Below are 20,759 nucleotides of genomic sequence, written 5' to 3' on the forward strand. Positions count from 1 at the left end.
GTAACTTACGCTAAAGCATTTCAGTACTTACCAGAAGCAGGATTCTATTCTATACTATCGAGGGATGGATACTATGCAAAAGATTCGAAAATTATAGGAGGTGTTTTTCTTGAAATACCGGAAATTGGGGAAAAGCGGGTTAAAGGTAAGCGAGATAAGCCTCGGCAGTTGGATGACTTACGGCGGATATGTGGAAAATGAAAAATCAATTCGATCGATCGAGCAAGCCTATGATCTCGGCGTAAATTTCTTCGATACCGCCAATGTGTATGAACGCGGCGAAGCGGAAAAAGTCATGGGCGAAGTGCTTCAAGCCTATCCGCGCGAATCCTATGTGCTGGCTACGAAAGTATTTGGGCAGATGGGCGACGGTCCGAATGACCGCGGTTTATCCCGCAAGCATATCTTTGAACAATGCCATGCCAGCTTGAAACGCCTTCAAACCGATTATGTGGATCTCTATTATTGCCATAGATTTGATACCGAAACTCCACTGGAAGAAACGCTTCGCGCACTGGACGATCTGGTTACACAAGGTAAAGTATTGTATGTTGGCGTAAGCGAATGGACGGCAGCGCAGATGGTCGAAGCTCTGGCTATTGCCGACAAATACCTGCTGGACCGGATCGTCGTCAACCAGCCGATATACAATATGTTCAACCGTTACATTGAAAAGGAAGTCATCCCGACCGGTATTGAAAAAGGGATCAGCCAGGTCGTTTTCTCACCACTGGCTCAAGGCGTACTTACGGGCAAATACCGGAGAGGGCAATCCATTCCATCCGATAGCCGCGCGGCCAGCAAAAGCTGGGGCGAGGAACGCCTCAAGGAAAGCCAGCTGATCCAGGTCGAGGAGCTGGAAAAAATCGCAGGCGAGCTTGGCATCAAGATTTCCCAATTGGCGCTTGCCTGGATCTTGCAGCAGGACAATGTGGCCAGCGCGCTTGTGGGTGCGAGCCGCCCCGAGCAGGTCATTGAGAACTGCGCCGCTTCCGATGTTGTCTTGTCGGCCGATGTTCTCGGTTCGATAGAGGCTATATTAAAGGCGTAAAAGTGAGTCGACTTTTGAGTCGGCCTTAGAGCGGATCGCCGCTCTGAGGCCTTTTTCATGTCCTCTTAAAAAAACATAGATTTAAGTCTGGCCATATGCAGGGAAGACGGATGACCTCCAATTTTTTCAATCTTATACTGGAATGGCCTTTTTTTATATTCGATTGCCTTCACCAAGAATAGCATTCTATGAAAATAGAGAGAAATTTGAACGTCGGCATAGATTATTTTATGTTTTGCGGACAACGAAGCATCTACAATGATAGTTGTCAGACCATTTGCAGGAAACGGGGGAAGAATGTTCATGAAGAAGACGTTAATGAAGACGGTCAGTATGGCGATCTCAATCGCGATATTGTTGTCGCTCGTACCTTTCCGGCATGCCAGCGCAGACGCGGCACAGCCAGTATACGACGTCAACATTTCGGATGTCGATCAGCAGACAGTTAAGGGGTGGGGGATATTCCCGTCCTGGAACCGAGCGGACTGGAACCGGAGTTTTATTGATAAGACCGGAGCGCAGCAGGCGCTGTTCAATGATTTGGGCGCCACGATGTTCAGGGTAATGATCCCCGCCGTTACCGGCGACGGAAACGGGAATTTGATCGATGCGAAAATGCAGGAAATTTATGATCTCGTCCATGTCGGCGAAACAAAAGGAATGCATGATTATATCATCTCCGTCTGGTCTCCTCCGATTGGAATGAAAACGCTTCCGACTGTAAACGGGTGGACAGGCAGCGAGCATGTGAGACTTCGTACTGACAAAGAAAGCGCATACACCACTTATCTAGTCGATGCGATTCATTGGCTGACGGATAAGGGAGCAAGTGTGCCCAAAGCGATAAGCTTCCAGAATGAGCCGTTGTCGCAAATCATCAGCGAGTGGTGCTACTGGGGAGGCGACAACGGAACCCAGTACCAGCGCGTAGCCAAGCTGCTGCGCTCCAAGCTGGATGCAGCCGGACTCACCGACGTTCAAATTCTCGGTCCGGAGGGTGCAGCCTATCACGAGAATGAGCTGCTGATCGGTCAGAATTTTTCTGCGCTCAATCAGGATCCGGAATTGAATGAGGCCATTGACGGGCTGGCATCGCACAGTTATTTTGCCAAAGGGTACGATAACGACGGCGTGTACCAGGCCTATAAGCAGGTTGTTGATCTTTTCCCGGAGAAGGATAAATGGCAAACGGAGTACAGCACGCTGATAAGCGGAATATCCGAAATGGATATGGCGATCAACGCTGCCCAGCGTCTTGCCGGCGATATGGCGCTGATCGGGAACAATTACTGGTTCTGGTGGCTGGGCTGGGCCAACGGACGGCATCCGACCGATGTCGGCGAGGTGCTGCTTGACGGAGACGGATATACCGTAACGAAATCGAAGGCATTCTATGCGCTGAGCAATGTTTTCAATAATGTTCCCGTCGGCTCCAAAGTAAGACGGGTCAGCGCAGATCCTGCTTCCGGCCTCAATACGTCGGATGCGGTATGGATGGATGCGGTCGCTTTTGTGGACGGCGATTCCACTGTTGCCATGCTCGTTAACCCGACTGGTGAATCCAAGACGGTGAATGTGAAGGGTCTGACCGGAACAACCGCAAGCGTTCATCAGCTCACCTCGGATATCCCGCTCGGACAGGATATGAGGCTTGCCGGTCTGAGAAATATCCAGAACGGAACGGCTTCGGCAATCAATCTGCCGGCGAAAAGCGTATCCGTTATCGTGACCACCAATTCGGATACTTCACCACCGCATATTACGTTCGATCAATCGGGAAGTTCATCCACGCCTGATGCCGATTACGCGGTGCGCAGTTCGCAGTTTACGGTTTCCGGTCGCCTGGATGAAGCAGGCACACTGCTGATCAACGGGCAGCCGGCAGCTATTGCGGCCGATCTGAGCTTCAGCGCGACGGTTGCCCTGCAGCCTGGCAGCAATACGATTACGGCAGTCGCCACGGATGAACTCGGAAATGAAGGCGACCCAGTGCAGCTGATCATCCGGCATGACCCGGCTTATTTGGGCCTGACGCTGGATCAGGATAGCCTGACTTACGTCAGGGAGACCCCCTTTACCGTTTCGGGCAGGACGAACGGCTCCGCCGCGGTAACGATCAAGCAGCAGCATAACGGCGAGACGGTGACAGAAGCAACCTACCCTGTCACAGGCGGGCATGAGAGCGGCCATCAGGCAGGAGATATTATCCGGGCCATCATTGATGACAATTATGTCTCCACGACAACCGGACTCACAAGCGCTCAAGGCGGCTTCACCACCAACGCGCAGGTCGTTTGGGACAACAGCGCCACCTTTGCGCCTGCCGAAGGAGCCAGATCATTGCGATTGAAGCTATCGCCGGGATTTGCCCGCGTCGGATTCAATTTTGTCGATGCTGCGAACCGCGCCGCATTGGAGAACTTCTCCGCCAGTTCGTCCGATGCCGGACTTCAATTCTGGATTTACACCAAAAACCGGGAGGACAGCTTGTCCGCGGTTGTGCAGTCGGATAATAACGGGACGGTTGTGGAATCCAGAGTTCCGCTGTCGAATTATATCGCGGCGGCCGATTACGGGGCGAAGTGGGTGAAAGTGACGGTTCCGCTCTCCGATTTTGATGCGGCCCCGCATATCAATGCCGCAACGAACGAGGCCACCGATCTGCCGGTCGCGTGGAGCCGGATCAAGGGATTCGGGCTTTCCAGCTCGGCAGCCGCTTACTATGATCCCCATATAGACAGCATGCAAATTGTATATACCAATACTTCAGAGGAGTCCGGCGATCCTTCGGCACAGCCTCTGTTCAGCAGACAATTGAATTTGAGCGTCGGCGAGAATACCGTTACGGCGTCGGCTTACAACGATTATGGCCAACAGGCTGTACCTGCGACAATCGTGGTGATGTATGATCCCGATGCTCCGGTGTTGAGCGTACCTTCCGACGGAGAGACAACAGGCACCAGCTATGTATTGAACGGCAGCGTAAATGAAGATGCCGCGGTCACCGTTAACGGAGTTGCTGTCACACTGAAGCCTGACCGTACATTTACTGCCGTTGTACCGGTCGTTAAAGGAGTGAACGCGATTACCGTTGCGGCAAAGGATCCTGCCGGAAACGTATCGCAATCCGTCGTAAACGTGACTTCCAATCCTGTCGAGGACGGCTCGCTGTCTCCGGGAGTGACGACTGCCGACCAAACGGCGGCTGCCCCCGCGATTGACGGGGAGCTGACGGAATCGGGCTGGAGCATCGATAACCGGGTGGAAAGAAGGATTACCGGCACCTCCGACAACAATATTACGTTCGGAACAATGTGGGATGCCGATAAGCTGTACGTGGCAGTGAAGGTGCTGGACGCCAATCTGGTCAACGATTCGGACCCGGCACAAACCCATCAGGACGATTCCGTGGAAATATATGTCGATGGCGATAACAGCAGGAGTGCGGTGTACGGTACGGATGATCATCAAATCACCTTGGGCTGGCATGACCAGCAGCTCTCTGTGGGCGGCGGTATCGCCGGAATCCAGTACGCCCAGCATGATATCGAAGGCGGATTTACGGTGGAGATGGCCATCCCCTGGAGCGGCATGGGCATTGAACCGCCTGCAGCCAATACAGTAATTGGTTTCGACGCCGCATATAACGACGATGACGGCCACAATAACGGTTCCCGCGAAAGTCAATTAATGTGGCGCGGCAACGGGGACAACTGGCGCAGCACCGCCGCATTCGGAAGCCTTTATTTGAACGACGGCAAGAATACGGCTGTTGCTCTGGAGCCCTCCGGCGCATTGACGGTGGACGGCGCGCTTGACGAACCGTATTGGGCGCTTAGAAGCCAGGTAACCAAAGCGATTACCGGCCCGTCCAACAACAGCGTCAGATTCGGTACGCTCAGCGATACTCAGAATCTGTATGTCGGCGTTGAGGTGCTGGATGCAGACCTCCATAATGATTCGGCGCTTAGCTACCAGGACGATTCGGTGGAGGTCTACCTGGATGCCGACCATAATCAAGGCACGGCTTATGATGCGAAGGATCACCAGATCACGTTGGGCTGGCATGATACCCAGCTTTCCATAATCGGCGATCTGGCGAATATTCAATTTGCACAAAAAGATATCGCCGGAGGCTATACGGTGGAGATGGCTATTCCCTGGTCCAGTCTGGCGGTTGCGCCGGCCCGCGATATTACGCTGGGGCTGGATGTGGGCGTCAACGACGATGACGGTCATAACGCCGGAAACCGCGAAAGCCAGATGATGTGGAATGGAACAGGAGATAACTGGAGAGATACGTCCGGCTTCGGAAACTTGTTGAACCACAACCTGAGTCTTTCTCTGCCGGATGAGACGGATCCGGAACCGGATGGGCTGACGGCGTTTACGGATACGGCGCAAGACTTGTCCAAGCTGTTCGCAAAATCGGAGCATATCGTTAATTCAAGCGGGCACCCGGAGAATTTCGCCGACGATTCCGGAAGAATGACGCATAGCAACGACGTCGTAACAAGTCCGGAATATGTTGTCTATCAATCGCCGGTCGGAGACATCTATTCCTTCGATATTACAACGGGATTATTCTCGGGCACGCCGCAATTCACCATTTACGGCTCGGCCGATGGCGTGAATTTTGCGAAAATAACAACGAAAACCACGCTCACGGGCGGGGCAAACGGATATTCCGTCTTCAGCAATACGGCGAGCGGTCTGACAGCGGGAACCAGATACCTGAAAATCGAATTCCCTGGTCTGGAAAACTGGAAGGAACAACTGCTCCATACTTCCTTTAAGTATTTCGGGGATACGACAGTACCGCCTGAAGAAGGTGAGACAGCGGTATTTACGGATGAAGCGGGAGACTTGTCCAAGCTTCACGCCAAATCGGGACATATCGGGAATTCGCTTGGCGGCCAGTTGGACAAATACGCCGGCGACGGCACCCGTATTATTCACACCAATGACGACAGTCTGGAGCCGGAATACATCGTTTACAAGTCTCCGGATGGCGACATCCGCTCGTTCGATGTTAACGTAACCGCCTGGACCGGATTGCCTGCAACCGTGGATTTTGCCGTATACGGTTCAGCCGATGGGACGAATTTCACCAAGGTTCCGGTAAGTCCGGCTTTCCTGAGCACCTCGTCGGGGTATGATACGCTCAGCATCAAGGCGGATAGCCTGGCAGGCGGCATCAAATATTTGAAGATTGAATTCCCTTACGGGGACCCGGCCTGCGACAATTGGACCAGCACGATCAATAAGGTAACGTTCACCTATGGCGTTACGGATACAGATCCGGAGGAAGGGCCGTTGTCGGCATCAGCCACATTGACCGGACAGCCGACTGCTGCCGCAGGGCAGCCCTATGAGCTGACGTTCGGACTTGCTGATGTTGCAGGCCGGATTGTTGCAGAAGATTTGAAGCTTCTCTACAATCCTGACGTATTTGAGTTCGTTTCGGTGAATGAATTGAAGGATGGATTCAGCGTTATCGGCCAAACTCAAGCTCCGGGGGTCGTCCATCTCATATTGGCCGGACCCGAAGCTGCCGATGCGGTAAGCGGCGATGGCGATCTGCTGTCGTTCAGCCTAAAAGCCAAATCGCTTGCCGAGCCGGCCGATTCAACCCTGTCGATTACGGACAATGTGATCTCCGATATCGAAGGAACCGAAGCACAGGTTCAGGCGGCAGCGCTCTCTGTTCATGTTGCTACAACCGACAAATCCGTACTGACAGAGCTGATTACGGCGGCACAAAGCGCATTCGCAGCTGCCATTGAAGGAACGCAGCCAGGCCAATATCCGGCAAGCGCCAAGGCTGCGCTGCAGACGGCAATCCAAGCAGCGCAGTCTGTCAAGGAAAGCGCTGCTGTCGATCAGCAGCAGGTAGATCAGGCTGTAGAGACGCTTCAAGCAGCTGTTGACGTTTTCGCCCAATCGGTGATTCAGTTGGGAGATCTGAATGGAGACGGAAGCTTCAGCGTCGGTGATCTGGGCAGACTTATCGGCTATTACGGCAAAGAATCGACAGATCCTGATTGGGATGCATATAAAGGTGCGGATATCAATCAGGATGGCGTGATTGACGTCATTGATTTGGCCGCGGTGGCAAGTAAAATATTGGATTAGTCATATTGGCGGCAGGGAGGGCGGTTCGATGCGACATGGGCCGGCCCTCCCTTTCATTTTATGGAGGTTGTGAAAGATGACAGGTAAAATGATAGGGGTCCTAATACTGCTGCTGATGATTCCGCTAGGGCATCCGCAATCCGCACAAGCGGCGGTTACACCTATGTTTTCATTGACAAGCGATGATACGAATTTGACACCAGTGGGCGGAAATAAGAGAATCGATATCGACGTAGACGGGGCAAGAGACTTGATCGCGTACGAGTTTACGCTTGAATATGACCCCATGCTTTGGGAATTTGTCGCGGCCACCACGGATCTTGCCGGCTACAAGGCAACGCCGCTCAAGGAATTGCAGGCAGATGGCATCGTTACATTTGCTTTTGCGAAAATTGGAAAGTCGGCTGGAGAGAACGGCAGCGTCCATCTGGGCCACGTGACTTTGAAAGCGAAGGCGCCCGGAAACGACCGGATTCAATTGGCAGGCGTCCGCCTGGTGGATTCCCGTTTTGCAGCCTCGAATTATACGCCTGACACGGTACTGGCGTCAGCTGTTGATGCGATTGGCAATGGGAACGGGAACGATGGCAGCAGCGGTGATAACGGCAGCAGCAACGGGAACGAGGGAACCGGCGGCAATAACGGAAGCAGCAACGGGAACGATGAGACAAGCGGCAGCAACAGCGGGAACGATGGATCCAGCGGCAGTAACGGCAATGACGATGGCGCAGTCAAAGACAATAGCCAAGGCAGCCCGAATGGCAGCGGAAATAACCTTGGCAATGGCAACAGCGACGGCAGCAATGGCGAACAAAACCCGCCTCCAAGGACGCCGGATAGCAGTGAAATTACCGCCGACGGAAAAAGCGGTCAATCAGATGAAGCACATCAGCAAGCTGTAACAGAGGAAAGCATGAAGCCGGATGAAGAGGGCAGCACCGTTGTCCAGATTGCAGACGGAATCAAGGAAATATTGCTTCCGGCCAATACTGCAGACATCGCGGGAATTAAGAAGCTTGAGCTGAGAAGCGGGACGTTCTCCCTCGCGATTGACTCGATTGTGCTGAAAGAGCTGACGAAGCTGGTCGGCGGCGGCGAGTTAAGCGATGCCGCTATATCGATAACGATTGAGCAGGCTTCGCAGGAGGAAGCCGTTTCTTTGCTTGCCGGAATGGAAGAAGGTATGGGGACGTTGAAAGCAGCCGGGACAATCTATCATTTTGGCCTGTCGATTGTCACGAAGGACGGGGCAGCGAGAAAGCTTGCCGTGTTTGAACAACCGGTTGAACTGGCCTTGCCTTATGATAACGAAGCGGACGAAAGCACGCTGGGCGTTTATTTCTTGAACGAGAACGACAAGGTCTGGGAATATGCAGGAGGAACTGTCGACGGGGACGGCAAAGTGATCAAGGTGAAGCTGAGCCATTTCAGCACTTATGCCGTGCTTGAATACGATAAAGCATTCCAAGACCTGCCTGCAGCTCATTGGGCCTTCAATGCGGTCCGGACGCTGTCTGCCAGGCATGTGGTGAATGGTGTTTCAGCAACGCAGTTTGGTCCGGGCACAGAGGTGTCCCGGGCGGAATTTGCGGCGCTTTTGTCGCGCGCGCTTGGATTGAAGCCTGCAAACCCCGTATCATTTGTTGATGTTGACGATAAGGCGTGGTATGCGCAAGAAATTGCGGCCGCCTACGATGCAAAGCTGATTCAAGGCAGATCTGCTGAGGTCTTCGCCCCGAATGAGCGCATCACCCGCGAAGAAATGGCCGTCATGATCGTTCGCGCTTTTGAATACGGATCAGGCAAAGTCACAAGTGACACGATGTCATCTTTTGACGATTCCGGTTCCGTCTCTCTCTGGGCGGTCAAGGATGTCCGTACAGCAGTCAGCTCCGGTCTCATGAACGGAATCGGTGGTGGAAAATTCGCTCCCGGCATGTTCACCACCCGGGCTGAAGCAGCCAATGTCATCTATAAGCTGCTGACAATGACCGGATCATAAACAAAACGGATCAATCAGGACAAAGAGAAGACTTATAGAGATGACTTTCTGGGCGTTTCAGGAGTCATCTCTTTTGTATTTTTACTAATTCCGGCGTCGGGCTTCCGTCTATTCCCAATAATATCCTCATATTATCATTATGTTATGATTCTTTTTCCATTGAACGAAGAGACTGGCTGCACTATGATAGGTTGAACAAAATGCCCGGGGCTTCATTCCGGGAATACCTTTCTAACCTTAGAACCTGGCGGGCAAACAGTGAACAACATTATTCCAATCCTTCAGGATATGAAAGAGGAGAATTCAAATATGGGAAAATATTTTGGAACAGACGGAGTGCGATTTGTGGCGAACGGGGTGTTAACCCCGGAGTTGGCTTTTAAAATAGGCCGCTGCGGCGGTTATGTGCTGACGAAGCAATCCAGCGCGCCGAAGGTCGTCATTGGGCTTGATACCCGGATTTCCGGGCATATGCTGGAGGCTGCATTAACTGCGGGACTGCTGTCCATTGGGGTGGAAGTGGTCAAATTAGGCGTCATTACATCACCGGGTGTGGCGTATTTAACGCGGCAGCTGAAAGCCGATGCAGGCATTATGGTATCCGCTTCACATAATCCTTTTCAGGATAACGGGATCAAGTACTTTACGGGCGATGGCTATAAGCTGTCCGACGAGACGGAGCTTGAGATCGAGCGTCTGATGGACGCAGCGGCAGATGAGCTGCCGCGTCCGACAGGCAGGGCAATCGGCAGAGCAACAGAGCTTCCTGAGGCGAAGTGGCAGTATGGCGACTACTTGAGGACGACGATTGGAAGCCGGTTTGAGGGTTTGCGAGTGGTGCTGGATTGCGCGAACGGAGCTGCATTTGAGATCGCTCCGCAGCTGTTCAGAGAACTGGGGGCGGAGATTGTCACAATCGGTGCAAGCCCGGATGGATATAACATCAATGAGAATTGCGGCTCCACTCATCCGGAGGTGCTGCAGGCGGTTGTGTTGAGCTGCAATGCTGATCTTGGACTGTCCTTTGACGGAGACGCCGACCGCCTGGTCACTATAGATGATAAGGGCGAAGTGCTGGATGGGGATTTTATTCTCAGTATTCTTGGGAGTGCTTTGAACGAAGCCGGCAAGCTGAATCACAGCACCATTGTAACGACCGTAATGAGTAATTTGGGATTCCTCAAAGGCCTGGATAAAGCTGGACTGAAAGGCAAGCAGACAGCCGTGGGCGACCGCTACGTCATGGAAGAGATGCGAAGGGGCGGCTACAATCTGGGCGGAGAGCAATCCGGACATGTCATTTTCCTGGACCATAGTACAACCGGTGATGGGATGCTAACCGCCCTGCATTTGATGGAGACGATCGTTCAGACCGGGCGCAAGCTCAGCGATTTGAAAGGAATCATGCGCAAATATCCGCAAGTACTTGTGAATGTTCAAGCAGCGGACAAAAGCAGGCTGAAAGGCAGCCTTGCGGTGAGGGAAGCGATCCGCAAGGTAGAGACGGAGCTGGGCGACAATGGCCGTGTGCTGGTTCGTCCTTCGGGGACGGAATCTCTGGTTCGGGTAATGGTCGAAGGACCGGACAAGAAGCAGGTGGAGGCATACGCGAACGATATCGCAGAGGTGATCAGAAGAGAGCTTGTGTAATAGTTGAACGGAGAGAGGCCTTCGCTGAATGAGGATTCAAGCGGAGGTCTTTTTGGAGTTGGTATGCTATGCTATGATAGAAAAAACCTATAATTCGAAAGGGGAAATGATAATGACAACCTTGAATCACATACCGGCTGTAAAGGCCGAAATGCTAATTAGAAAACCGGTTGAAGAGGTGTTTGAAGCATTTATCGACCCGGCAATTACTTCTAGGTTTTGGTTCACCAAAGGCAGCGGGAGATTGGAAACGGGAAAGCGCGTGCAGTGGGTCTGGGAGATGTATGGTGCTTTGACAGAGGTGGATGTCAAAGAAATCGAGGAAAACAAGCGGATTCTCATCGACTTCGGAGGCACCGCGGCCGAGTGGATTTTTACTCCTCAGTCGGAGAACGAAACTTTCGTCACGATTACAAACACAGGGTTTGAGGGAGATGGCGATGACATCGTAAAGCAAGCCTTGGATTCAACGGAAGGGTTTACGATCGTTCTGTGCGGTCTGAAGGCGTTTCTGGAGCATGGCATCGCATTAAATCTTGTATCGGATAAAGCTCCTTACGCCCACGTAAAACGTTAGGACTCCCTTGCAGCTCATCCTGGTAAATCAAAAAAACTCATATATCAAAATGGAGGCGGATCGGTTTATATGTATCCTACACAACAGCAATTAGAGAATTACGCGGCGCTTGCAGTCAGCGTCGGCGTCAATGTTCAGCAGGGGCAGACGGTTGTCGTCATGGCGCCGATTACCGCCGCACCGCTTGTGCGTCTTATCGCATCTAAGGCTTATGATGCGGGAGCAAAAAACGTGCATGTGGAATATAACGATGAGGAGCTATCCCTCATTAAGTACAAGCAAGCGCCGGAGGAGGCTCTCACGGAATATCCGATGTGGCGCGCCAAGGCTTGGGAAGAATTCGCGGAGAACGGCGCAGCGTTTATCCAGATCTACTCTCCGAATCCTAACCTGCTGAACGATGTAGATCCGGCCAGGGTCGCGGCTGCGTCCAAGGCAGCATCTGCTGCTCTCAACGGCTACCGCGGTTTTCTGATGAATCATACCAATGCCTGGTCGCTCATTTCCTATGCGACACCGGAATGGGCGGCCAAGGTATTCCCGGATGTTACGCCGGAAGAAGCCGTTCAGAAGCTGTGGAAACTGATTATCGATGCTACCCGTATCGACCTGGAGGATCCGATTCAAGCGTGGAAGGAGCATAACGCGAAGCTGCTCCAAATGGTTGATTTGCTGAACGGCAAGCGCTACAGACAGCTGCAGTACGAAGCGCCGGGAACGAGCCTGACCGTTGATCTGCCGGAAGGCCATATTTGGCTCGGGGGTTCCAAAGCGAACGCGAAGGATGTCTTCTTCAACCCGAATATGCCGACCGAAGAGGTATTCACGATGCCCCATAGGGATGGAGTGAACGGGACTGTTCGCAGCACAAAGCCGTTAAATTACAACGGTCAGGTTATAAGCGGTTTTTCCTTAACCTTCAAAGACGGCAAAGTCATCGATTATTCCGCTGAGCAGGGCTACGAGGCGCTGTCCAATCTGTTGAACACGGATGAAGGGGCAAGGCATTTGGGTGAAATCGCTCTGGTCCCTCATGACTCACCTATCTCCAATTCCAATGTGATCTTCTTTAATACGTTGTTTGACGAGAACGCCTCCTGCCATCTGGCGCTGGGTCAGGCATATCCCGTTAACATCAATGGCGGCACCGCCATGTCGCCGGAGGAGCTTCTCGCTCATGGAGCAAACAGAAGCCTGACTCATGAAGATTTCATGATCGGATCACCGGCAATGAATATTGACGGTGTGACGCAGGATGGCGCTCGAGAGCCAATCTTCCGGAACGGGAATTGGGCCATCTAGCAGGTCAAGCCATCAATCAAAGCCTGCCGGAATCGGCAGGCTTTGATTGCTGTTATCTTTTACGCCGTTTGGATTTAACCTTGCTGCGGACAAGCGAATGATAGATGCGTTCATAAGCTTCAGCTTCCTCTTCAATCGCAGGAATTTGAACCTGTTTCATGTTGGCTTTAAATTCATTCAATAACATAGGGTTATCCAGTATTTCGAGTATGCGTTCAGCAAGGTGGCCGGCGTCCCCGACACGGAAGGTGAAGCCGTTGAAACCGTCCTTCACCTTCTCAGCCATGCCTCCTATATCGGATACCAGAGCCGGTACCCGGCTTGCAAGGGCTTCATGAAGGACCAGCGGATAATTCTCATACCAGATCGATGGAACAACGGCGATATCCACTTCCTGATAGAGCTGCTGGATATCCTCTTCTGAATAAAGTCCGCATAAGGCGGCGCGGTTGTCCGCAGCAGCGGCCTGCTCAAGCAGCTCCGTATAATCTGAAGGTCCGGATCCATAGATCTTCAATTTGAGCCGATCAGTCGGAATCATAGACATAGCTTCGAGAATCAGGTGAACGCCTTTATGGGGGCTGAGAGATCCGCCGTAAAATAAAGTAAGCGGGTCGCCCGCCTGGTATACCCGTTCATTAGCACGAATGGTTTCATATTTCATCCCATGATTCAGCACCTCCACGTCAAGATCCGGCAAGCTGTTTTGAAACAGGCTGGCCAAGGATGCGGAGGGGGAGATGACTTTGCTGGCTGATCGCAGCAGCGGGATGTGGGTGCCAAGCCGCTGCTGAGCATCAGGAAGCAGGCAGTGGATGCGGCAGTTTTCACCCATTTCAGGTCCTGGGCAAAGCGCGTTGCTCGTTTGCAGCAAAGTGCTCTTGGGACATATGAACCAAAAGTCGGTTAAGGTGATAACATATTTGATCCCGAGAAGTGCGCTGGTTTGCATGAATTCCATTGCCCGCATCGGATGTCCGAAATGAATAAGGTCGGGTTTTTCCATCTCAATCACTTTTTTCGCGAATAAAGTTAAATCCGGATTGCCGGTCTCGAAAGTATCAGCAGGGTCCATATGCTGATGGCGGTAAGCAAGAACAGGTATCCCTTCATGGTCATACTCCCGATAAACCACTTCACCGACAGCATGCGGGTAACTCTCCAGAGCACCCTTACTGTAGGTGACAACTTTAACACGATGCCCCTTGCTTTGCATCGATCTGGCCATATTGAAGACGAATTTTTCGGTTCCTGTATAGGATTCGGGATAAAAGGAATGGACGATGTACAGGATGTTCAGCAGTTTTTTCCTCGCAGGCTTACCAGTCCGATTCCTTCTCATCCGAGGTGACTTTCTTCTCTTGAGAAGCCGGTTGCGTACCGCCGATTTCTTCTTTCTTGATCCGTTTCGCTTTATCTTCTTATTCCTTGCACGGCCGGGTTTTGGTTTTCTTGAAGGTTTCCTTTTTTTCCTCAGGGACACGGTTCTCCTCCTTCAACCATCCATAACAGCTTTAAAGGCATTCGTTTATGCATCATATGTCAGGAGAAGGCTAATTTCGTGGGTGATTTCATTAACTATGTGCGTTTACGTCAGGCGGGCAGAGCAGCAAACCGCAGGAATGATTCAGAGCCATTTTGCTGAAATGTAATTGGCATAAGTCGGAGCAGCTGAAGTATTCGAAATAATATGGTAAGTAATGTAAAAAAATAATCAGGAGTGATGAAAATGGGGAATTTCGTATTCAATCAGTTGGCATTCGTACGGGGTCAAACCTTGAAATTAATGGAGGGAGTCACGGAGGAGACCGCAGACCGGGTTCCTGAAGGATTCCGGAATACGATCCGCTGGAATTTGGGCCATATCTATGTGGTCCTGGAGCGGTTCGCCCTTCAACACATGGGGCTTCCGCAGCATTTGCCCGAAGGGTTCAAAGAGCAGTTCGAATACGGCACTTCACCGTTAAACACTCCTGCTGACGCAAACGTCCCGACACTTCCCGAGCTGGAAGCTTTGCTGAAAGAGCAGCAGGAACGGATTCGCGAGGTGCTGGGAGACCGCCTGTCCGAAAAGATTGTTCCGCCTTACACGACGTCTTCCGGCATGACTCTGGAAACGCCGCAGCAATTTCTCAGCTTCAATCTGTATCATGAGGGGATGCATCTGAGCGTCATCAAACTTTATAAATCTCTGTTATCCCGGTGATTATCCATGTATAATTTTGTTCCCATGACCCGGCAGACGGCTGAAATCATATCGGGCTGGACCTATCCGCATCCGTACTCCATCTATAGTATGGATGGAAGTGAGGAATGCATAGGGGAATTAATGAACGGTGATTATTTTTACGCAAAGGATAAGGATTCGTTCAATCCATTGGTTGGTTTTGCATGCTGCGGCCATTCCGCACGTGTTCCGGGCGGGTATGCTGCAGGGATTTATAACGATCCGGACAGGCTTGATATCGGACTGGGTTTACGCCCCGATCGAACCGGAAAGGGACTCGGAAGCGATTTTCTTGCGCAAAGCGTTCAATTTATGAGCAGACAATTTGAAATCTCGAAATTTCAGCTGGTTGTCGTGGCTTTTAACGAACGAGCCATCAACGCCTACGAGAAGGCCGGGTTTCAGCAGGAAGAATTATTTGAAAGCGGCGCTGATGAGCATCAGATTCCTTTTGTGGTGATGAGATGTTCGATATAGAAACAGCTGCGTTATTTGGCTCAAGTTAATGAACCTTCGGAAGTCATCCGCAGGAGTATTCATATATAAATAGATGATGAAGAGCCCTGGCAGGCCGATGGAGGGCATTGCCAATTGTAAACCTTGACGCCATGCGCGCCAAGGTTTATTTGCTGTGAGCGTAAAGCAAGGAGTGACCACTTCCTGGAGCAGCGGCTGCATCTCATACTGAATGCTGTTTTCTTCATGCTTATGCGTCAAAACAACCACTGCCGCTCAATAGTTAAACATTTCGTGGCATTGTTGATAGTGAACTTTAAGTGCTGTCGCTATACTCATAGTCAAGTCTTAAACATGATTCTTATTCCCTAACAAGGAGAGAGAGAGCTAATGGAGCAATGCTTGCAGGTGGAAGGGCCGGCGTCCCACCGTGTGTACCAGCGTAATGGAGAGGGTACTGCAGATATTTCATATACACTGCTGCTGCAGGGAGCGACAAGTGGGGAGATCATGCAGAGGCTGGAGCGTTCGACAGAGCAAACTCCATGGTTGTCCGCAGGCACGATAACAGGTTCAAATGTACTGCGGGGCATCATCGGTGATGTGCCGACGGGAGAATGGACAATCCACTTTCGGATCGTTGGCGAAGCCGATACTGGCTTTGCTTCGGAGACGACGGTCGGACCTATTTTTGTTGGCGATTTATGGCTGCTTGCCGGGCAGTCGAATATGGAAGGATGCGGGTACCTCGCGGATTTGGAAGAGCCGCTCAATGGAGTCAGCTGCTTTTATTTGGGAGACCGCTGGGACATTGCGGCAGATCCGCTTACATGGCTGAAGGAATCCGTCGATCCCGTGAATTGGGGCGATGTGATGCCCGAAGCAAGAGAGGCGGCTGCTCTTGAGGAGAGACGGATGCGGGTGAAGGGAGCCGGCCTCGGTATAGCCTTCGGGAAGGAGCTGCTGCGGCAAACGGGGGTGCCGGTCGGACTTGTCATGTGCGCCCATGGCGGAACGAGCATGGAACAATGGGACCCGGCGCGAAAGACGGAGGGAGGAAACTCCCTGTATGGCGCTTTGCTGAGAAGAGTGCGGGCGGTTGGCGGAAAAGTCGCAGGCTGCTTATGGTATCAGGGAGAGAGCGATGCCAACGAGCGGTCGGCTCCGGGTTATGCGGAGCGGCTTGACGAACTGCTGCGCCAGCTGCGTCACGATCTGAACGATGCCAGGCTGCCCTTTCTCTATGCGCAGTTATCGCGATTCCATACTTGGGAGAAGGGGGCGGTCTGGTGGAACCGGATTCAGGATGAGCAGCTTCGGTTCGAGGGCAAAGATCCGTACATCGGGATGGTGCCTGCGATTGACGCCGCATTATCCGACCCGATTCATCTGGACGCTCTTTCCTTAAGAAGAATCGGACGCAGGTTTGCAGCGCGGGCATTAGCTATGGTTCACGGCATTCCATCCGGCCGGGGGCCGCGGTTGTCGGGCTATGAATGGAACGATGGCCGAACGATCCTTTATTTGCATCTGGACAAGACGGCTTTGAACGGTCAGTTGCGGCCAGTGGAGCGGATCTACGGATTTCATGTGGAAGCTGAAGAAATGGTGCTGGTTCCGCAAGCTTCGCTGTCTGCGGAAAAGACCGGAATCGTTCTCGAATTTGACCGTTCCGTCCCGGCGGGCGCTTTATTATTCCATGGTTCAGGTTATCATCCTCATGTGAATACGGCAGATGAAACGGGAATTCCGCTCCCGGTCTTCGGCCCGCTACACGTATAAGGCATGCAATCAGCAAGCAAATACGGAAAGGGGAATGGCGATGAGATTTAAACAATGGTTCAGGAAATCATTAACCTTTGGTCTGGCCGGATGCATCTGTCTGGTATCTGTCCTGGGCGGTACGGCGGGGAAGGCGGCTGCGGAGGAAGCGGCGCTGCAAACGTTTATAATTGATAATGACACGAATGGAACGAAGGACGGCTTTCCGGTATCTACGGCAGGCTTCGGACAAACCGGGTTCAGCTACGCCGCGACAAGCACGGTTAACGGTTATGCGGGCAAATCGCATTTTACATCGGCTGGCGCACCGGAGGCCAAATGGACGCCAGCGGATAGCGGACAGCCATTCGGAATCGGTACATACCGGGTATCCATATTCATCCCGAAACGCCCGGCAGCCTACGGAATTGCCTCGGTGGAAGTTTACCGCGACGGTTCATCCGACGTGCGGCAAATCAACCTGGCAGGTATCGCTAACCCGTCGGGTGAATGGGTAGAGCTTGGCGTCTATGATTTTATGGGCGGCGCTCATGTGGAATATGTGCGATTGACAAGGGATGCTTCCTCGCCCGCCAGTACGTTCGTTCATGCGGATGCCGTCAAATTTGAACGGTTGTCCTCACGAATTACCGACCTGTCGTCGCTGCTGCTCGGCAGCACCCCGATATGGGAAGCTGACCGGACAGCCTATGCGAATATCGTCCCCGGTGCGACGCAATCGGTAACGGTGACGCCGACCGCTCTCGATCCGGAGGCAGCCGTATCGGTCAACGGCCTATTAAGCGCTGGCTCCAGCCCGGTCTCTATTGCATTGGCGCAAGGGAGCAACACCGTAGAGATTGTCGTAACGGCACAGAATGCCTCTTTCGAAAAGACGTATACGCTTACAATCATCCGCCCTGCTTCCTCCAGCAGTAATACAGCGCTCGAGGAGCTAGAGATCAATGGAGCGCCAGTTCTCCTGACGCCGTCGGGACAGATCGGGCACCAGGTAGACGGAGATACTGATTCGGTGCAGTTGACTTTAGCTCCGGAGGAGCCTGAAGCATTCGTTACGATAGGCGGCACTTATGTACCGAACGGGACCGCATCGGAGCCCATTCATGTGAATGAGGGAAGCAATACCATTGAAGTGAAAATTATCGCTCCCGATGCCGCGACGGTTAGAGTCTATACGGTAAACCTCTACAGGGAGCGGACAGACGCGACGCTCGCTGGTTTGCATGCGGGAATGGTTAGTCTGGTCACGCCAACGGCCGATCCGTCTGCTCCTCCTGTATTCGATCCTGCCGTTCATGTATACTCCTACGAGGCGCCCGCCGGAGCCTCAAGCGTTACGTTCCAGCCGACAGCAAGCGACCCCAATGCGGAAATTTATGTGAATGGCGAGCTTGTCGGCAGCGGTTCCGCTTCTTCTCCCATTCCATTGTCAAGCGGCGTCCAGGCAATTCCGATTCTGGTGAAGGCGGAGGATCGCTCCTATACGGCGGCATATACCGTATATGCGGGCGCGGGCGATTATGCGGCGGACAAGCCGGTGACCGCCTCCCAGTCCTATCTGTTTGCTCCGGCTGTACAGGCAGTAGACGGCAGCGGAAGTACGGCATGGCGGAATCTCTCCTTCGACGCGCACCCTTATGTGTGGCTGGAGGCGGATCTCGGTGATCGGCAGACATTCAATCAGGCCGTGTTGAATATATACAATTCGGCGGATGCGAGCCGGTTTAAGCTGCAGACATCCGATGACGGGCAGCAGTGGAATGACATTTATGTAAAAAGCAGCACGCCGGAAACGCTTGAAATCGTCGATTTTGCTCCTGTGACAGCCAGATACGTCAGATATTATGCAGAAAAAGCGAGAGCATCGGCCTATACGGGATTATATTCGATGGAAATCTATGGCGCTGACCAGCCCTCCGGTTCCTTTGCCGGCAATTATGAACGGCTTGCTGATCTGAACGTCTCGTCAGGTACGCTGACATTCGATCCTTATGAACGGCGTTATGTCGTCGTAGCCGACACTGACGTAACCATTACGGCAGTGAAAGCCGATCCCGGCCAAACGGTAACGATGAACGGCACAGGCGCAAATACGCTGACGGTGAACAGAACGTCCATGCCGGAAACCGCTGCGATCGGCGTAACGTCACAGGACGGAACAAGGACGATTGAATATGAGATTTCCTTGGAGCTGCCGCCTTTGGCAGCAGGCTCGGGTTTTACGCTTGCGTTCGCGGACGAATTTGAGGGCAGCGCCGTCAATGAGCAGGAATGGTACTACCGTTACGGCGTGTCCGGTCACAGCGACAACCGCAAGGAGAACTTGACAGTCAGCGACGGCAAGCTGCATATCAACTTGAAGAAACAGCCGTCCGGTGGCGCCGAGTATACAGCTGGCGGAGTCATCAGCAAGAGAGAGCTTGGCTATGGTTATTATGAAACGCGGGCAAAGCTGTGGGGGGAACCGGGATTTCACACATCCTTCTGGCAGGCGGGATTAAATGAACGTGTGGCAGTGCTGGACGGCAATACGGTCGTATATGGGACGGTGGACAATCAGGTGAATGAAATCGACGGCTTCGAGATTGATTCCCATGATCCCGGAGTGGTACGTACGGCCGGTCATCATTGGTATCCGGACGATGCCCATGTCGTGTTCGGAACCTATGATGAGTATCGCGGCATCAACTCGGCTGACGGTTATCATGTGTACGGATATGAATGGACACCAACGCATGTGAAGTTTTATGTAGACGGTGAGCTGACGCGCATTATGACTTACCCGGGGCCGCATGCCGATGGGCAAAATGTATGGTTGACGTCGATTGCCTATACGCTTCCCGTGACAGAGACGAATTTGCCGGGCGAATCGACCTTCGATTATTTCCGGTATTACAAGAAGGATTATCAGACCGAGGCGCCCGCGGAATCGATCATTGTTAACAATGGGGGTACGGGCTATACGGATTCCGGGGCGTGGACGACCCTAACGGATGCATTCGGCAGCAGCGACAAGGATACGCGGCGTTCTGTAACGCCGGGTGACTGGGCGCAGTGGACGCCGGATCTAGCGGAAGCCGGGGAATATGAAGTTTATGTCTGGAACCCGGCATTTTACAATAATACGAATCAGGCGCGGTATACCGTGACGTCGGCCGCAGGCTCTGCCGAGATAGAGATCAATCAGGCATATGGAGGCCAGCAGTGGATCCAGCTGGGAATCTATAATTTCGAAGAAGGGACAGCCGGGAACGTACGACTGGCCGTAACGGAGGCTATGGCGCACAGAGCGGATACGGTCATGTTCATACCCGTGCCGTAAAGTAGAAAATCAAGTGGGCTGCCTCAGCACTATGCGGATCAATCATCCCAAAATCGGATTTGCCGCAGCGTGCGGTGAGAGCGCCATAGCTCTTGCTGCTGCTTTTATGACGGCGGTCGATCCACGATCATGATGATGGTCATGAAGGGTGGATGGATACATGAACCTGCCGCTACGCCGTATAACGAAACTTTTCGTCGTATTATGAATGGCTCCATGTCTGCCGCACCGTTTATACTGGGTACGTAGCCACAA

11 protein-coding genes are annotated in these 20,759 nt (G+C 52.6%); 10 read left to right on the plus strand and 1 reads right to left on the minus strand.

All coding sequences use genetic code 11. From position 1 onward, the window contains the following. The first annotated feature begins 109 nt into the window (after positions 1 to 109). The 6 genes from ACFOLF_RS33735 (at position 110) to ACFOLF_RS33760 (ending at position 12,717) form a co-directional block, all read left to right on the plus strand. Entirely contained in the window at positions 110 to 1,051 is a 942-nt protein-coding gene (locus tag ACFOLF_RS33735) for an aldo/keto reductase family protein (protein ID WP_210043832.1), read from the plus strand. A gap of 303 nt (positions 1,052 to 1,354) precedes the next feature. Next, positions 1,355 to 7,186, plus strand: a complete 5,832-nt coding sequence (locus ACFOLF_RS33740) for a sugar-binding protein (RefSeq protein ID WP_210043831.1) — start codon at positions 1,355 to 1,357, stop codon at positions 7,184 to 7,186. Positions 7,187 to 7,262: 76 nt separating this feature from the next. Next, on the plus strand, positions 7,263 to 9,188 hold the full coding sequence (locus ACFOLF_RS33745) for an S-layer homology domain-containing protein (protein WP_210043830.1): 1,926 nt from the start codon (positions 7,263 to 7,265) through the stop codon (positions 9,186 to 9,188). A gap of 309 nt (positions 9,189 to 9,497) precedes the next feature. After that, a complete protein-coding gene (gene glmM / locus ACFOLF_RS33750; protein WP_210043829.1) occupies positions 9,498 to 10,838 on the plus strand; it encodes a phosphoglucosamine mutase in 1,341 nt (446 codons plus the stop codon). Positions 10,839 to 10,950: 112 nt separating this feature from the next. Next, a complete protein-coding gene (locus ACFOLF_RS33755; RefSeq protein ID WP_210043828.1) occupies positions 10,951 to 11,415 on the plus strand; it encodes an SRPBCC family protein in 465 nt (154 codons plus the stop codon). A gap of 69 nt (positions 11,416 to 11,484) precedes the next feature. After that, positions 11,485 to 12,717, plus strand: coding sequence for an aminopeptidase (locus ACFOLF_RS33760; RefSeq protein WP_210043827.1), 1,233 nt, complete (start codon positions 11,485 to 11,487; stop codon positions 12,715 to 12,717). Positions 12,718 to 12,769: 52 nt separating this feature from the next. Here ACFOLF_RS33760 and ACFOLF_RS33765 read toward each other — a convergent pair whose 3' ends face one another. Further along, a complete protein-coding gene (locus ACFOLF_RS33765; RefSeq protein ID WP_210043826.1) occupies positions 12,770 to 14,059 on the minus strand; it encodes a glycosyltransferase in 1,290 nt (429 codons plus the stop codon). A 387-nt stretch (positions 14,060 to 14,446) separates the two neighbouring features. Here ACFOLF_RS33765 and ACFOLF_RS33770 point away from each other — a divergent pair, with 387 nt between their 5' ends. From ACFOLF_RS33770 to ACFOLF_RS33785, 4 genes are all read left to right on the plus strand, one after another. Continuing rightward, positions 14,447 to 14,923 (plus strand): DinB family protein, encoded by a 477-nt coding sequence (locus ACFOLF_RS33770; RefSeq protein ID WP_210043825.1) that lies wholly within the window; start codon positions 14,447 to 14,449, stop codon positions 14,921 to 14,923. Between the two features lie 6 nt (positions 14,924 to 14,929). Next, positions 14,930 to 15,421: a GNAT family N-acetyltransferase gene (locus tag ACFOLF_RS33775; protein WP_210043824.1), complete on the plus strand. Its 492-nt coding sequence runs from the start codon at positions 14,930 to 14,932 to the stop codon at positions 15,419 to 15,421. Between the two features lie 369 nt (positions 15,422 to 15,790). Further along, positions 15,791 to 17,182: a sialate O-acetylesterase gene (locus tag ACFOLF_RS33780; RefSeq protein ID WP_210043823.1), complete on the plus strand. Its 1,392-nt coding sequence runs from the start codon at positions 15,791 to 15,793 to the stop codon at positions 17,180 to 17,182. 40 nt (positions 17,183 to 17,222) lie between these two features. Beyond that, positions 17,223 to 20,504: a cadherin-like beta sandwich domain-containing protein gene (locus ACFOLF_RS33785; RefSeq protein ID WP_210043822.1), complete on the plus strand. Its 3,282-nt coding sequence runs from the start codon at positions 17,223 to 17,225 to the stop codon at positions 20,502 to 20,504. The last annotated feature ends 255 nt before the right edge of the window (positions 20,505 to 20,759 follow it).

It is taken from the genome of Paenibacillus sepulcri (assembly GCF_042647105.1).
Lineage (GTDB): Bacteria > Bacillota > Bacilli > Paenibacillales > Paenibacillaceae > Paenibacillus_Z > Paenibacillus_Z sepulcri.